At 41.3% G+C, this 15972-nt stretch carries 7 protein-coding genes; 1 reads left to right on the plus strand and 6 read right to left on the minus strand.

What is annotated here, in order from left to right:
* From GR160_RS11895 to GR160_RS11910, 5 genes are all read right to left on the minus strand, one after another.
* Window positions 1-10672: SBBP repeat-containing protein (locus GR160_RS11895; RefSeq protein WP_160750103.1), on the minus strand; the 10672-nt coding region annotated here is incomplete at its 3' end.
* A gap of 367 nt (window positions 10673-11039) precedes the next feature.
* On the minus strand, window positions 11040-11354 hold the full coding sequence (locus GR160_RS19575) for a DUF6804 family protein (RefSeq protein ID WP_370519217.1): 315 nt from the start codon (window positions 11352-11354) through the stop codon (window positions 11040-11042).
* 149 nt (window positions 11355-11503) lie between these two features.
* On the minus strand, window positions 11504-12169 hold the full coding sequence (locus GR160_RS11900) for a response regulator transcription factor (RefSeq protein ID WP_160750104.1): 666 nt from the start codon (window positions 12167-12169) through the stop codon (window positions 11504-11506).
* Between the two features lie 11 nt (window positions 12170-12180).
* Complete coding sequence (locus GR160_RS11905; protein ID WP_160750105.1) at window positions 12181-13869, minus strand: tetratricopeptide repeat-containing sensor histidine kinase; 1689 nt, start codon at window positions 13867-13869, stop codon at window positions 12181-12183.
* A 30-nt stretch (window positions 13870-13899) separates the two neighbouring features.
* A complete protein-coding gene (locus tag GR160_RS11910) occupies window positions 13900-14097 on the minus strand; it encodes a hypothetical protein (RefSeq protein ID WP_160750106.1) in 198 nt (65 codons plus the stop codon).
* Window positions 14098-14429: 332 nt separating this feature from the next.
* Here GR160_RS11910 and GR160_RS11915 point away from each other — a divergent pair, with 332 nt between their 5' ends.
* Entirely contained in the window at window positions 14430-15362 is a 933-nt protein-coding gene (locus GR160_RS11915; RefSeq protein WP_160750107.1) for a hypothetical protein, read from the plus strand.
* A 62-nt stretch (window positions 15363-15424) separates the two neighbouring features.
* Here GR160_RS11915 and GR160_RS11920 read toward each other — a convergent pair whose 3' ends face one another.
* Window positions 15425-15943, minus strand: a complete 519-nt coding sequence (locus GR160_RS11920) for an OmpH family outer membrane protein (RefSeq protein WP_160750108.1) — start codon at window positions 15941-15943, stop codon at window positions 15425-15427.
* Window positions 15944-15972 lie beyond the last annotated feature (29 nt).

Consider the following 15972-nt stretch of genomic DNA (forward strand, 5'->3'; position numbering starts at 1 on the left):
CATTGCAGAATGTCTGTGCCGATGCTGTTGGAACAAGAGTCCTGTTTACAGTAACCAGGAATGGCACAGAGGCACTTTCACAACCGTTTATGGTTTGTGTTACAAAATAAGTATCTGTTGTTAGCGGAGTAGTAGGAGCTAAAGCACCTTCGTCGCCCTCAAGGCTGTACCATTTAAGGTTAGTACCCACACCTACCAGGTCAGCAACTGTTGCTGTACCACAGAATGTCTGGTTGGCAGCCGATGCTGTTGGAGTAGTGTTTATTGTTACTGCCACACTTGTCCTTGGGCTTTCTATATTATTTACTGTTTGCGATACATAATAGGTCGCTGTTGTTAAAATAATAGTAGAAGCCAGTTGTGTTCCACCTGTTGCTGTTGTGTACCATTTAAGGTTAGTACCCACTGCTACAAGGTCAGCGACCTTTGATCCGTTACACAGTGTTTGTGCCGAAGCAGTTGGTGCAGGTGTGGTTGGTGTATTAATTGTTACACTTACCGCAGTTCTTGTACTCTCGCATGAGTTCAAAGTCTGAGATACATAATATGTACCAGTAGTTAAAGTTGTTGTAGGAGCAAGAGGAGTTCCACCGATTGGAGAGGCATACCATTGCAGGTTGCTACCTGTAGCAGTTAAGTTAGCTACAGTGCTACCTTCTGATAATGTCTGTGCAGATGCTGTTGGCGCAGTGGTAGTATTGATTGTAACTGCAACCGCAGTTCTTGTACTCTCACAGCTATTTAATGTCTGAGATACATAGTAAGTTCCCGTTGCAAGCGTAGCTGTTGTTACCAGTTGCGTTCCGCCTGTTGCTACAGAATACCATTTTAATAAAGTACCGTTTGCCACAAGGCTTGCCACAGTTGCGCTGTTACAGAATGTTTGTGCAGCAGCTGTAGGGGCAGTAGTGTTATTTATTGTAACCGCAACCGTAGTCCTTGTACTCTCACAAGAGTTCAGTGTTTGAGAAACATAGTAAGTACCTGTTGCAAGCGTAGCTGTTGTTGCCAATTGTGTTCCGCCAGTTGCTACCGAGTACCATTTCACAGCAGTACCGTTAGCCACAAGGCTTGCTACCGTTGCACCATTACAGAATGTCTGTGCAGATGCTGTTGGAGCAGTGGTAGTATTGATTGTAACTGCAACCGCTGTTCTTGTACTTTCGCAGCTATTCAAAGTCTGTGATACATAGTAAGTTCCCGTTGCAAGCGTAGCCGTTGTTGCCAATTGCGTACCACCAGTTGCTACAGAGTACCATTTTACAGCAGTACCGTTAGCTGCTAAGTTTGCTACCGTTGCACCATTACAGAATGTCTGTGCAGATGCCGTTGGAGTAGCCGTAGTATTAATTGTAACCGCAACTGCTGTCCTTGTACTCTCACAGCTATTTAAAGTCTGTGATACATAATAAGTACCCGTTGCAAGCGTAGCTGTTGTTGCCAACTGTGTTCCACTCGTTGCTGCTGAATACCATTTTAGTGAAGTACCGTTTGCTAAAAGGCTTGCCACCGTAGCACCATTACAGAATGTCTGTGCAGATGCTGTTGGCGCATTTGTAGTGTTTATAGTTATGCTAACAGCTGTCCTTGTACTTTCACATGAGTTCAATGTCTGAGAAACATAATAAGTACCTGTTGCAAGCGTAGCTGTTGTTGCCAATTGCGTACCGCCTGTTGCTGTTGTGTACCATTTTAGTGAAGTACCGTTAGCTGTTAAACTTGCTACAGTAGCGCCGCTACAGAATGTCTGTGCAGATGCTGTTGGAGCATTTGTAGTGTTTATAGTTATGCTAACAGCTGTCCTTGTACTTTCACAAGAGTTCAATGTCTGCGATACATAGTAAGTTCCCGTTGCAAGCGTAGTTGTTGTTGCCAATTGCGTTCCACCTGTTGCTGCTGAATACCATTTCAGTGAAGTGCCGTTAGCCACAAGGCTTGCTACAGTCGCACCATTACAGAATGTCTGTGCAGAGGCTGTTGGAACAGCAGTTGTATTGATAGTTACTGCAACCGCAGTCCTTGTACTCTCACAAGAGTTCAATGTCTGAGATACATAGTAAGTTCCCGTTGCAAGCGTAGCTGTCGTTGCCAGTTGCGTTCCGCCAGTTGCTACCGAGTACCATTTTAAAGAAGTACCATTAGCTGTTAAACTTGCCACTGTAGCACTATTACAGAATGTCTGTGCAGATGCTGTTGGCGCAGCAGTGGTATTTATGGTAACACTTATAGTATTTCTTGCACTCTCACAACCATTTATGGTTTGCGAAACATAATATGTACCTGTTGATAATACAGTATTCGCGGCTAATTGAGTTCCGCCTGTATAAGTACTATACCATTTAAGGTTTGTTCCTGTGGCTGTTAAACTTGCCACGGTTGCTCCGTTGCAAAGTAATTGATCTGGTGCAGTTGGTATTGATGTACTGTTAATAGTTACACTTACTGCTGTCCTTGTACTTTCACAGCTATTTAACGTCTGCGATACATAGTAAGTTCCCGTTACAAGTGCAGCCGTTGTAGCCAATTGCGTTCCGCCTGTAGCAACAGAATACCATTTTAATGAAGTGCCATTAGCTACTAGGTTTGCTATGGTTGCACCATTACATAGTGTTTGTGCTAATGCAGTTGGTGCAACTGTTGTACATGCTGAACATGAAATATATCGGCTCCTTACTACACCCGTCTGTTCACCACATGTGCTGTTGGTATGAATATAATAACGGATTACACCGCTATATGAACCAGAGTTCCATGAAACGCCCGATGGGCCTGAAGCAAGTACTGCATTACCGGCAGCATTTGTTATCGTAATATAATCAGTTGTAATTGATGAACTGAATGAATACTGCCTGTTTGCGGTAATGTTAACATTGCTAAACTCACCTGCCCAGCTTGATGGTGTTATCCTTTCGTCACTTCCTGTGCATGCAGGTGTGTATGTTGCTGAAGGATACAATCCGTAGCTTGCGTTATTACATTCAAGTTGTGGTATTGTAGTAAAACTGCCTCCGGATACCCAAGAACTGTTTGAGTACAAACAAAGTGTGCGAACCCAACAATAATACGTGGTATTGCTATCAAGGCCGCTTACATTATAACTTGCCATATCATAAAATGTAACACCTGTTGCAGCTACTGCCGCAACTGAATCTGAAGGCGCTACAGGAGATGTGCTAATATATACCTGGTAATTAGACATGGAAACAGAAGGTCTTGCCCATAGTATATTTGCCCCATTTGGAACAGCTGATACTATAACGTTAGTCGGTGCTGTACATGTTGAAGTATTACAGTCTATATATATATCACGATAATTACTGTCTGTTATTCCACAGGCCGCATTTGAATGTATATAGTAACGATATACCCCTGTTGTAGTTGGTGTAAAAGTAAATGGATTAGATCCATGAGCCAGTATTGTAGCTCCATTATCATCTGTTACTGTAAAATGGTCTGTAGCTACAGTAGATGAAAGTGTATAACTGGTATTAGCAGTAAAGTTGAGTAAATTATATTGCCCAAGTCTGGCACTGTTCATCCATTCACTGCCTAAACATGACGGAGTAAATGCTACTGACGAGACTTGCCCGTAAGGTGCATTTGTACACCCTGTATTTGGTGTTGTAAGAGTCCACGCCAGGGTAAAGGTGCCTGACAATGTGCTGAAACCATCCTGTACCCAGTATACGCGCTGCGTACTTCCTGTAGAATTTGTCCATGTAGTTTGGATGTAATCGTCATCGTCAAAACAGGCTATAACAGTAGTGCCCGGGCAGGCACCGCCATAAGCCATGTAGTTCATAGAATCATAGTTGTTCACGGTCTGGCCTATGGTTAACGTTGAACCGTTAGGCACATCTAAATAGAAAAACAGGTCGGCCGCATTATTAGTATTGCTGCAGGTAATGGTGTAATCATTTGTTGCACCTGCGGTTGTGCTGCTGTATGGGCTTGTAAGGGTTGCAAGGTTTATGGCATTGGCACAGGTGTCTCCGGCAATAGGAGTATAAATTGTAACCGTAACTGCGATTCTTGTACTTTCACACCCATTAAGTGTTTGTGAAACATAATATGTGCCTGAATTAAGTACAGTTCCTGTTGCGAGTGCCGTACCACCTGTAGAAGCAGTATACCACTGTAAAGCGGTACCTGTTGCAGTTAGATTTGCCACAGTGCTTCCGGTTATAAGCGTTTGTGCTGAAGCTGTTGGAGATGGTATTATTGAATTAACAGTTACCGCAACCGCAGCCCTAGGGCCTTCGCAACCATTTAAAGTTTGTGACACGTAATATGTACGGGTTGTTACTGCTGTTGTGGCTGTCAGGGCAGTACCTCCAGTAGATGTCGTGTACCATTTAAGAGAAGTTCCTGTAGCTGTCAGGTCTGCAACGGTAGCGTTATAACAAACCGTCTGTGTAACTGCTGTCGGTGCAGGAGTATCGCACAATGTCCAGGCAAGGGTAAAGGCTCCTGAACCTCCCTGATAGCCATCCTGTACCCAATATACTCTTTGAGTACTTCTGGTATTATTTGTCCAATCAATTAGTCTATAATCGTCATCATCAAAACAGTCTATGCGTGTAGTACCTGGACATGATCCTCCGTATGCTATATAATTTTGAGAATCATAGTTGTTATAAGTTTGGCCTATAGTTAACCTATAGCCATTAGGTACGTCTATATAAAAGAACAGTTCCGGTGCTGTAGTTGTTGCAGCACAGGTAAATGTATAATCATTTCCTGCACCTGTCGTAGTACCAATATATGGGCTTGTTAAGGCACCAAGGTTTATGGCATTGGCACAGGTATCTCCATTAATAACATTTGTACCCACAAAAGGAGCAGATGTTGCCCAATTACTGTAGCTGCCATTACAATATGTGCGAACATGCAGATAGTAGGTAGTTCCTGCTATTATATTGTATCCTGTAACCGATGTATTAGGAAAAACAGTTCCGCTGGCGGGAGGAGTTGCCGAGGTAGTAACGGCATATTGATAGCCTACAGGTGCACTTGAAGTTGATGCTGTCCAGCTAAGATTTACTGTTGTTGCCGATGTTACGGCTGCTGTTAGATTCGTTGGAGGATTACATGTAGAAGATGTGCTTCTAAACACTTCTGATGTTGCCCATGAGCTGTAAGTTCCGTTGCAATTGCTACGCACATGCAGGTAATAGTCTGTATTGGCTGTAATTGCATAGTCAAGGATATCTATATTGGTTGTCGCTGTTCCGCTTGCAGGTGGAGTAGGTGAAGTAGTAACCGCATATTGATAACCAGTTGGGTTTCCTGTAATAGGTACTGCCCAGCCAAGGTTAGCCGTTGTGGCAGATGTTACCTGCCCAAATGGGCTTGCAGGCGCAGGACAGGCAGTACCACCTGTTAATGTCCAGGCAAGGGTAAAAGTGCCAGCATCATCAATGGCCCATGCACCATCCTGTACCCAGTACACTGTTTGTGTGCTGCCGGTGTTGTTAGTCCATGTTACAGGGGTAAGGTCATCCTGAAGGCATGCTATCTGGTTTATGCCAGGGCAGTCGTCGCCGTAGCCCACATAATTTTCAGAGTTGTAGTTGTTTGAAGTCTGGCCTATAGTAAGCGTTTGCCCCGCAGGCACATTTATATAATAAAACCTGTCCGGCGATGCATTGTGGCCGGCACAGGCTATGCTGTAATCGTGTGCAGCTGCTGCAGTGGTGCTGGTGTAAGGGCTGGTAAGGGTGGCAAGGTTTATGGCAGTTGCGCACTCATTACCTTCAACATCGTTTGCCTCATTTCCGGTAAACGGCGGTGATGTTACCCAGCTGCTGTAGGTGCCGTTGCAGTTACTGCGCACATGCAGGTAATAAATGTTTCCGGCTGATATAACAGCGTTAGTAGCCGTTGTTCCTGTAGTAGCAGTACCGCTTGCCGGTGGGGTTGCCGATGTTGAAACAGCATATTGGTAGCCGATTGGCGTGCCCGATGCAGGGGCAGTCCACCTAAGGTTTGCCCTTATAGGCGATACAGAATAGCCGTAAGGCGCTGTAGGCGGGTTACATGTTGCAGCTGTACCGCTAAATGGTGCCGATGTAGTCCAGCTGCTATATGTGCCAGAGCAGTTGCTCCTTACATGTAGGTAATATGTTGTTCCCGCGTTTATAGTATAGCCTGTAACAGATCTTGCTGTTGTTGCCGTACCACTTGCAGGCGGTGTTGCCGATGTGGTTACGGCATACTGATAGCCAGTAGGAGTGCCAGTTGTTGGGGCAGTCCAGTTAAGGTTAACAGCCGTTGAAGATGTTGCTGTGGTCGTGGCCGTTGCAGGAGGGTTACAGGTTGCAGTGCCTCCGGTTAGTGTCCAGGCAAGGGTAAAGTTTCCAACCTCTTCTGAAAGTCGGCCACCCTGCACCCAATATACAATTTGTGTGCTCCCCGTAGTATTAGTCCAGGTTACGGTTTGTACGTTCGGATTGTCAAAACAGGCTATGCTGTAAGATCCCGGACAAAACATTGCGTCGCTGGTATATTTAACAGAAACAAAAGAGTCATAATCGTTTGATGTTTGCCCTATGGTAAATGTGGCTCCGTTTGGCACAACCATATAGTAGTACAAGTCTCTCGACCTAACAATAAAATCGTCGCATACTACTGTAGAACCAGATGTAGTATTTGCTGTAGTATTGCTGTGTGGGCTCGTTAGTGTAGAAAGGTCTATGGCGTTAGAACATAGATCGCCATAAGTACTTCCGGTAAATACCGGCGAAGTAACCCAAGAACTATAGCTGCCGTTACAATTTGTACGTACATGAAGGTAATAATCTTCAAATGCTTGAAGTCCGTAATAAGGAGTTACGGATGTAGCTGTAGTAGCCGTGCCGCTTGCCGGCGGTGTAGACGACATTGTTACGGCATACTCGTAGCCTGTAGGCGTACTTACTTCCGGAGCTGTCCAGTAAAGGTTTGCAGAAGTATATGATATGGCTAACGTTCTTGGATTTGTAGGGGGTGCACAGCCACCCGTTACGCTCCACGCAAGGGTAAAATCACCTGCACTGGTTCCTGACGAAGCTTCCTGTAGCCAGTATACCCTTTGGGTACTTCCTGTATTATTGGTCCATGTTGTAGTGTGTATATCCGGATCATCATGGCAGGAAATAAGTGTCGTGCCCGGGCAGGTATTTCCATAGCCTATATAATTGTGAGCATCAAAACCACCTCTTGCAGTAAGGCCAATAACTAACGTCTGGGCCTGCATTACATCTATATAATATACAAGGTCTGGTCCATCAAGGGTACAATCTATAGGATATGTGTTATTTAAAGCCCCTGTTAGCGTGCTGCTGTATGGGCTTGTTAGCGTAGCGAGGTTAATTGCTGTGGCACAGGTATCGCCTTGGGGCGGTATACCGCTAAACTGTGCCGACGTTGCCCATGCACTATAAGTGCCGGAACAGTTAGTGCGCACATGCAGGTAGTAATATGTACTTGGCAAAAATACATAACCGGTAAGCGATGTAGCTGTAGTATTAGTACCGCTTGCAGGCGGCGTAGCCGATGTAGTTACGGCATACTGGTAACCTGTAGGCGTAGTAGTGGCAGGTGCAGTCCAGCTAAGGTTTGCGGTCCTGATAGAAGTAGCAGTTGCCGTTAATGCTGTTGGGGCATTACAGGCTGTAGTCGGCGCTGTTAAGGTCCATGCCAGTGTAAAGGTACCTGCCGAAGTACTGCCACCGTGGCCATCCTGTACCCAGTAAACACGTTGTGTACTTCCTGTATTATTGGTCCACGACCTATTTTGTATATCTGAATCATCAAAACAGGCTATTTGTGTTGCACCAGGACATGCATTGCCATAACCCATGTAGTTTTCCGAATCATAGTTATTGGCTGTTTGCCCTATTGTTACAGTAGACCCATTAGGCACATCTATGTAAAAAAACATATCGGGCGCGGTATTGCCACCGGTACATGCAATACTATAATCATGTACGGATCCTACCGTTGTACCGCTAAACGGACTAACTAAATCGGCAAGGTTAATAGCTGTGGCACACGTGTACCCAGTTGAAACACCCCTAAACGGAGCCGATGTAACCCAGTCGCTGTAATCGCCAGAACAGTTACTTCTAACATGAAGGTAATATGTGGTATTTGCTGTTATTGCAAAATTGTTGATCGTAGTAACCGATAGTGTTGTTCCTGATGCAGGCGGCGTAGCCGATGTGCTTACATGATACTGGTAGTTAGTAGGCAGGTTTGTTACCGGCCTGTTCCAGCTAAAGTTTGCCCTTGTGGCCGATGTTATAGTAACTGTTACATCTAACGGAGGTGCGCATGATGGAACATCTACAGTTACAAGCACAGGGGTTCTTGGGCTTTCGCAGCCATTTAGGATTTGTGAAACGTAATAAGTAGCCGTTGTTACTACCGTAGTTGCAGGTAATGCCGTGCCACCGGTAGGAGTTGTGTACCACTGCAATGCTGTGCCTGTTGCACTAAGGCCTGCCACGGTGGTTCCCCACGCAACATCCTGTCCTATTGCATTTGGGGCAGGGGTGACGCAGGAAGTTTCATCATATATTTTTATTAAAAAAGCATCCATAAAACCTCCGCCATATGTGTTTTGAAATCCACCGGAAGCAAGTCCTGTATCGCTATCTGCATCTCCTGCTATATATACATTTCCTGTTGTATTTATAGCAGCGTCTTTAAAGCTATCGTACCCCGAGGTTCCGCAATAGCTACCCCAAAGGCGGCTTCCGTTGGCATTAAACTTAGCTATATACATATCTAAGCCTCCGGGTCTGGTATTTAGGAAACCTCCCGATGCAATTCCTGTATAACTGCCCGTAACTCCGGCTATATATACATTGTCTAATCCGTCTACCATGCAGGAAGAGGCTGCGTCATCCTCATTCGGTTCACCATAATAAGTGGCCCACTGGCGAGTGCCGCCGGCATTAAATTTAACTAAAAAAGCATCATTTTTATAGTCCGGCCCTGTTGTATTCTGATGCCCTCCTGAAGCCAGGCCGCTGGAACCGGTAGCCCCGGAAAGATATACATTTCCGTTGCTGTCTGTTGCGCATGCATAACCCCGATCATTTGCGCTGCCTCCATAATAAGTAGCCCATAGACGACTGCCCGAAGCATTAAATTTTACCAGGTAAGCATCTCTCGTACCACCACCATGTGAATTTTGAAATCCTAAAGACGCAATACCTGACGCACTTGTAGTGTGTCCGGCCATATATATATTCCCGTCACTATCTGTCGCAATGTCTTCCGCATAGTCTATACCTGTCCCTCCATAATAAGTGGACCACAGACGGCTGCCGCTACTGCTAAATTTAGCAAGGAACGCATCCTGTGTGCCACCTCCATGTGAACTCTGAAAACCATTGGAAGCAATACCGGTAGCAGATTCGGTATATCCGCTTAAATAAATGTTACCTGAGCCATCTAATATACATGTATAACCATGGTCTCTGCCGGTTGCACCAAAGTAAGTTCCCCAGGTACGCGTGCCCGATGCAGTAAATTTTACTAAAAAGGCATCATAGCTTCCTGCCAATGTGTTTTGTGCTCCCCCGGAAGCTATTGCGGTATTACTGTTTGTATAACCACTAAAATATATTGCGCCATTATTCTCTACTTTGCACGACTGTCCGCTATCATATGAAGCTCCTCCGTAATAAGTAGCCCACAAACGGGCTCCGGAGGCACTGAATTTTACTAAAAAAGCATCTATTGTACTCCCTCCATAAGTGTTTTGAAAACCACCGGAGGCTATACCGGAGGTACTTGACGTCTCTCCGATTAAATATGCGTTTCCTTCAGTATCTGCCGAGCAGCCATTTGCATATTCAAGATCGCCACCGCCATAGTAAGTAGCCCACACTACCTCAGGATCTATACGCAATGTTTTATTTTTAGGGAAAGCGCCTGCAAAGCCAAGGCTACCGTCGTTGTGCATCACAAATCGCGTGGCAATTGGTCTACCTGCCTCATTATAACTTATGGGTGTTTTTTCGCGTACTTCACCAAGCCTGGTTTTTACAACCAGCTCGCCCTTATCTGTAAGAGTTACTTTATCTGCATCATTTATTTTAAGCTTTATCTGTGCAGGGTTACCGCCGGGGTGTACGATAAAGTCATACTCCATATAGCCGCCCTTGCTGTATATAACCCAGTCTATATTAGGGTAAACATTTTTATAAGTTACCTGCTCAAACGCTTTTACTCCCGTTATTCCTTGCGGACAATGTGCAAGGTAGTAGTTCTCAAAATACTCTGATTGTTTTTGTTTAACTACCTTAGGATGTGGGTTGCTGCCTACAAGCTGAACTGTAAAACGGTGCGAGCTGTGCTTCGCCTGCGCCTGCAGTTCCTGCAGTTTGGCAAGATTAGCCGTTTTATCGTGCAGGTTGTATCCGGCAGGATAATCAGTTTTGTTAAACTGGTAGCTTATGCCTGTTGCCGTAAGCCAAAGTTGTGCGCCGTTGCTCTTTGCGGTAAATAAAACGTCAGTTTGCGGCGTTCCTTTTGCATTGACAACCTGCCCCATGTTTTCCATAAAAAGCAGATTTTGCTGCTGCATTTTATTGTTATAAGTTTCAGGACTAGGTTGTTGTGCATAGCATCCAATGCCAATTAGCAATGAAAATAACGAAAGTAAAATATGCTTCATAATCGATAGGTGATTTGCGGCTGCCAATGTAGGATAAATAAGTCATTTGTAAAATACCCATTAATACGTATTTTAACATTTTTTTTACTCTATTACAATGTGTTATCAAAACATTAATAAATGTTGTTTTTACTCAGCATTAATATTTTGATCATTTTTTATACGGTTAACAGAAAGACAATTTTATTTGAGTTTCCCATATTTTATAATTACGAAGATGCCACTCCCTATCGTAATAAATCGATTAGCAAAAAATTGAATTGATTATAAAGATATATTTAAATAAAACGGTCACACTAATTACCGCGATAACGGTAATTAGTGTGACCGTTTTTTAGTCAGCTTCATTGCGTATATGTTGCAAAATTTAAGTAAGCGTATTTTTATTAGCTTTATAGATTATACCATAACAAAGAAAGATAAGTGCGCAAACTATATCTATAGGTAGCCAAAGCGATTTTTTATAAAAATATACAGGTATAAGTGGATTGAACAACAATGCCGTTACAACAAATAGTATAATCCATAAAGCATGTAAGGTCTTAATATTTTTAGTAATAATCGTTATGCAGCTTAGTGTTATTGCCAATCGTAAGAAAGTGTAATAGCCAATAGGCATCTTATGAATTGCCAGTAAAAGCAATATTGTGCTTGCAAAGCAAATAGGTTTTATTAAACTCATATTAAAGAAAACTCAAAGGGCATTATTTATAATAAAGCCCAAACATAATGTTCCCGTTAAGAATGATTTTAAGGAAAACCTTATTTCTGAAAATTTAGATATCTCTAGAATTATTTTTTTAGATTTTTTTTAAAAAAAGTCGAGGGCAACTAAATCAATCCCATGTCTTTAGCGATACTGACTAAATGTGTTGTATTGCGGGCCATTAAAGAAGTTTTCATCTTAATAATACGTTTTTCTATGCTGCTAATACTCGATGCTTTTTGACCTTTGTTTTTAAAATTTTCTACTATTTCTGTTTGGATCAGGCCATCACTAAGCATTTTAATTATTTCCAGGTCTACCATGTCCATTTCGCTTATCGTTTCTGGCTTTCGCAGATGTGCAAGATTTGTAGATATGTACTTTCTGTCAGCATATATTTCTTTGAGAGCCCTGAGCAATTCAGCCGAGCTTTCGCGACCTTTACAAACGTAGGCATCTATTCCAAGGTCGTCCATTAGGTGGCGTATTTTGTATCCGCGCTCTTCTATAGAATAGGCTATAATTTTTATATTAGGCTGCTCTTTTTTTACGGCTTCGATAAGCTCCTCTCCTGAGGTTATTTTTTCCTCTCTGTTGCCATCTTTAAAAGAAAGGTCAGTGATAAGCAGTTCATAAGGGATACTGTCTAAACCGGCTTTCTTTATCTTTAAAAATGCTTCATCGCAATATTTAGTATAACTAATATTTGCATCCTGAATGTTTTGCAATAAAGATTTTAATCCCAGACTAATACTGTCTATGTCTTCGGCAACAATTATTTTTTTAAACATATAACTTTCGTTTATGCAGGAAAAGTAATGCTTACTTTAAGCCCACCGGTTGTATTGTCAAAAGTAATAGTACCATCTATAGCTAAAATGCGGTTTTCCGCATTTTTAAGACCATTTTTGTAAAATAATTTACTTTCTTTGATTCCTTTTCCATTATCGCTGTATTGTATATTGATTTTGTTGCCACTTAAACCAAATAAGAGTGTAATGATACCTGCCTCACTATGCTTTTTCATGTTTACCATCATTTCCTGTAATACCCTGTAAACTGATATTTTTTTATGGGCACTCACAGCATCCCATTGTATACAGGCAAAGTTTATAATGGTTACCCTAGTTGTAGGGGTATTATAATCCGAAAGCATTTCTTTTAAAACTATACCGAAATTTATACCTGTATCTATGGTGTTGTTTTCCCTGGAAATATCTCTTGTTTTGCTATATACTTTGTCAAGGTTTTGCATCAGTTTTTCATGCTTTTCAGGTTCAGTATATTCCTGTGTTTGTGCAAAAGACATAACGTTAAAAATATCATTAGCCAATTCATCATGAATTTTTTTCGATATGCGGCTTTCAGCGTTATAAACCTCCATTACCTTAGCCTTTTTATGCCTTAACCTTTGTATATAATATATCAGCAGGGCTGTAAGAATTGTAAAAAATATTAATATCAACAAAATCGCCTTTTGGGTTTTGTTCATTGCATCTTGCTTCTGCAGTCTTATATTGTCTTTTTGAATGCTTTTAGAGTCATATTTTATCTTTGCAAACTGTGTTTTATCCAGCATGCGCACTTTGTTCATACTGTCTTGTAAGGCAATATATTGGGTTGCATAGTCAGTGTTATTACTACTATTTTTAATGAGAAGGTGTAAAGCCTTAATTCTGTTTTCCGGGTTGTTTGCCCTTGTGGCATAATCGTAGGCTTGTTTTGCATTATAAACTGCTTTGTCTTTTTGTACTTCAGAATAATATTCTCCGAGATGGTTATAGCATGAAGCTACGCCTATTATTTCATTAATATCTTTACGAATTTTAAGTGCATCTTCCATGTATTTATAAGCCGAATCATTTTTTACAGCGTGAAATGCGCCGGCTAGAGAGCTTAGAACTGCAGCTTTAGTTGAAAGATGATGATGTACAGAATCAGATTCTAAAAGATTTTTCAGGATAGTTATTGCCTTTTTATATTCTTTTTTTTGAACATACACATTGGCCATATTATTTTTAATAACACATTTGCCAATAGAGTCTTTAGTAATACTATAGGCCTTACTGTTGTAGTATATAGCGTCATCATAACTATAGCGTTCCTTATAACACATTGCCAGCGTAGCATATAGCCCTGGCTTGTATTGTGTTGTGTTGATGTTCTTTAATAATTTTAGAGCTTCTGTAGCTGTTGCCTCACCGCCAAAATAATCACTTTGTTGTTTTTGTATATATGCCATCTTTACAAGTGGATATCCAGCACTTAAAGTTTCTTTTCCTGTTAGAAACAATCGCGCTGATTCATTGTAATAATAAAAAGCGCTATCTACATTTCGGTTCATATCAAAAATATCTCCCTTTTCAAGATATTTTTGAGCATAATATGAGTCGTAATTATATTTGTCTGGACTCGTAATAGTATCTTTTTTGCATGAGATTATAAATAAGAATAGTATTAAAAAAGGGGAATAAATCTTTGCAAGTTTCATTCCCCTAAAGTAATAAAAAATGTTAAAAATTTACGCTCCTTTTACAACTGATGGTATTGTTGGAGGCGGAGGTGGAGGTGTTGGCTTTTGCGGCTTGTCTGGAATAGGGTTGTCATCAGTGCCGATATAAGCATTATTAGCTAATTGATTATTATTGTTTGTAACCTCACAAGACGTAACCGTAACTCCCAGCAGCACAAAAGCTGCCAGAAAAAGTATTTTTTTCATAATGATTTTCAAAAATTGATTTTAGACAAAGGCAGTCCTGGCCAAAAATGCTTTGGCTTTTTTTGCTACCGGTTTGGGAGAATGCTCCCTGTTTTGGCGGGAAGTATAGTGTGCTAAAACAGACTGTAGGAAATTATACTTCCCCAATAACTTTACAGTCTGAATAGCAACACTATGTTTAAAGTAGTTTTGTACATTTGCCCTATTGCGCTTAAGGCAGTAACTAATTTACAAGGGCAAAGTAAGGGCAGCATTTTCTGCTTTTGTCTAACAAAATCCGGCAATTCCGATAATTCCGGTGTATTCCGGCAAATTCTGATAAAATCAATATTGTGGTAACTCTCGACGATTATAAAAAAGCAATTTTAGTAGCTTACAATCATGTAAAAGATGGCGATCATGCTGAGTATTTTTTACAACCATCGCCAGCAAGATTCAAAAGGCTAAGCCTACTTCTATTAAATGAGAATAATGCAGCAGACTTAGATGTATACAAACGTTTTTTTATTTTTAAAGATGGCGAACCTTTACATAGGCAGATAGAGATTTTTGATACTGATAAGTTTAAACCCCTAACCAATTTCGTAAAAGGAAAGTCGGAGCTTAGCAATTTAAACAGCCTGAATCTTTTGGCCTTGTTAGTTGGCCTAGATCAAAGACCGTTTTCTAAATTCAGGAATGGAACTCTAAACAGAGAGGAGGGAGAAATAAAGAAATTTACTGATACTACTGCCAAAGATGCAATGAGTGTAAGTACTATGAATTCATCAAAATCAGAGGTAGATGAATTCAAAGTGGTTCCTCAAAATCAATTGGCAAATCATAAGCCGTCTTGGAAATGGAGTAGGGTAGAAGCATTTATTAACAAAGAAAATTTATTTCGCAATGCACTAATAGTGGCACTTCTTGTTTCGGTAATAATTGCTGTTAAGAATACTTTTTTTAAAGAAGAAGGGTGTATGGTTTGGAGGGGAGACCATTATGAGGAGGTATCCTGCAGTATTGAAGGGAATAGTTTTGCTGGTGCGGCTTTAGTTTTACCTATGGATAGAGAAACCTTTGCTTATCAAAAAAGAGTAAGTGTGTGCGACACCACAACTTTTTTTCTGCCCAACGGATTGCCGCGTATATGGTATTATAAAGTGGGCGACAACGAGATTGAATATTATACATATCCGGGTTTACACCCGGTTACAGGTAAAACCCTAAAGAAGATTACGCCATACATGATCAATAAATATGTAAAGCATCAAAAGCCATTTTGATACAAAACAAAAAGGGCTATCCATTTTGTTGGATAGCCTTTTGTAAATTATAAGCGGTTTAATTATTTAGCACCAAAGCCAAGCTCTTTTTTAACATCAGCTAAAAGATCTGGACCATCTGCAAGTAGTACACCACTACCTGATGAAGAGTCAAGAACATACTGATAACCTTTAGCTTTAGCTACTTTTTGTATAGCTGCTCTTGATTTTTCAAGGATTGGTTTGTAGATAGCCTCTTGTTTTTCCTGTAATTCTTTAGACGCAGTTTGTTGGTAATCCTGTATCCTTTTTTGCATATCCTGTACCTCTTTGCCGCGTGCTTCGTTTACATCGTCTTTTACAGTAGAAGCCTCTTTCTCATACTGCGCAACTTTTTTCCTGAACTCTTCTACCATTGTATTGTATTCGGTGTCATACGTTTTGGTAACTTTTTCAAGTTGCGTTTGTGCAGCTTTCATTTCCGGTGAAGCAGCCATTAAGTCACTTACATTAATGTGCGCTACTTTTGCTTGTGCCTGTACCGTTTCATTAATTCCCACAAATAGTAGTGCAGCGATTAATAAAGATTTTAGTTGTTTCATCATTTAAGGTTTTAATATTAATTTTTTGT

This window comes from Flavobacterium sp. Sd200, assembly GCF_009826935.1.
In the GTDB taxonomy this organism is placed as follows: Bacteria; Bacteroidota; Bacteroidia; order Flavobacteriales; family Flavobacteriaceae; genus Flavobacterium.

Bases quoted from the DNA above. Each gene is read 5' to 3' on its own strand.
- GR160_RS11910 (WP_160750106.1), bottom strand. From the start codon at position 14,097: ATGAAAAAAATACTTTTTCTGGCAGCTTTTGTGCTGCTGGGAGTTACG.
- GR160_RS11905 (WP_160750105.1), bottom strand. From the start codon at position 13,869: ATGAAACTTGCAAAGATTTATTCCCCTTTTTTAATACTATTCTTATTT.
- GR160_RS11900 (WP_160750104.1), bottom strand. From the start codon at position 12,169: ATGTTTAAAAAAATAATTGTTGCCGAAGACATAGACAGTATTAGTCTG.
- GR160_RS19575 (WP_370519217.1), bottom strand. From the start codon at position 11,354: ATGAGTTTAATAAAACCTATTTGCTTTGCAAGCACAATATTGCTTTTA.
- GR160_RS11920 (WP_160750108.1), bottom strand. From the start codon at position 15,943: ATGAAACAACTAAAATCTTTATTAATCGCTGCACTACTATTTGTGGGA.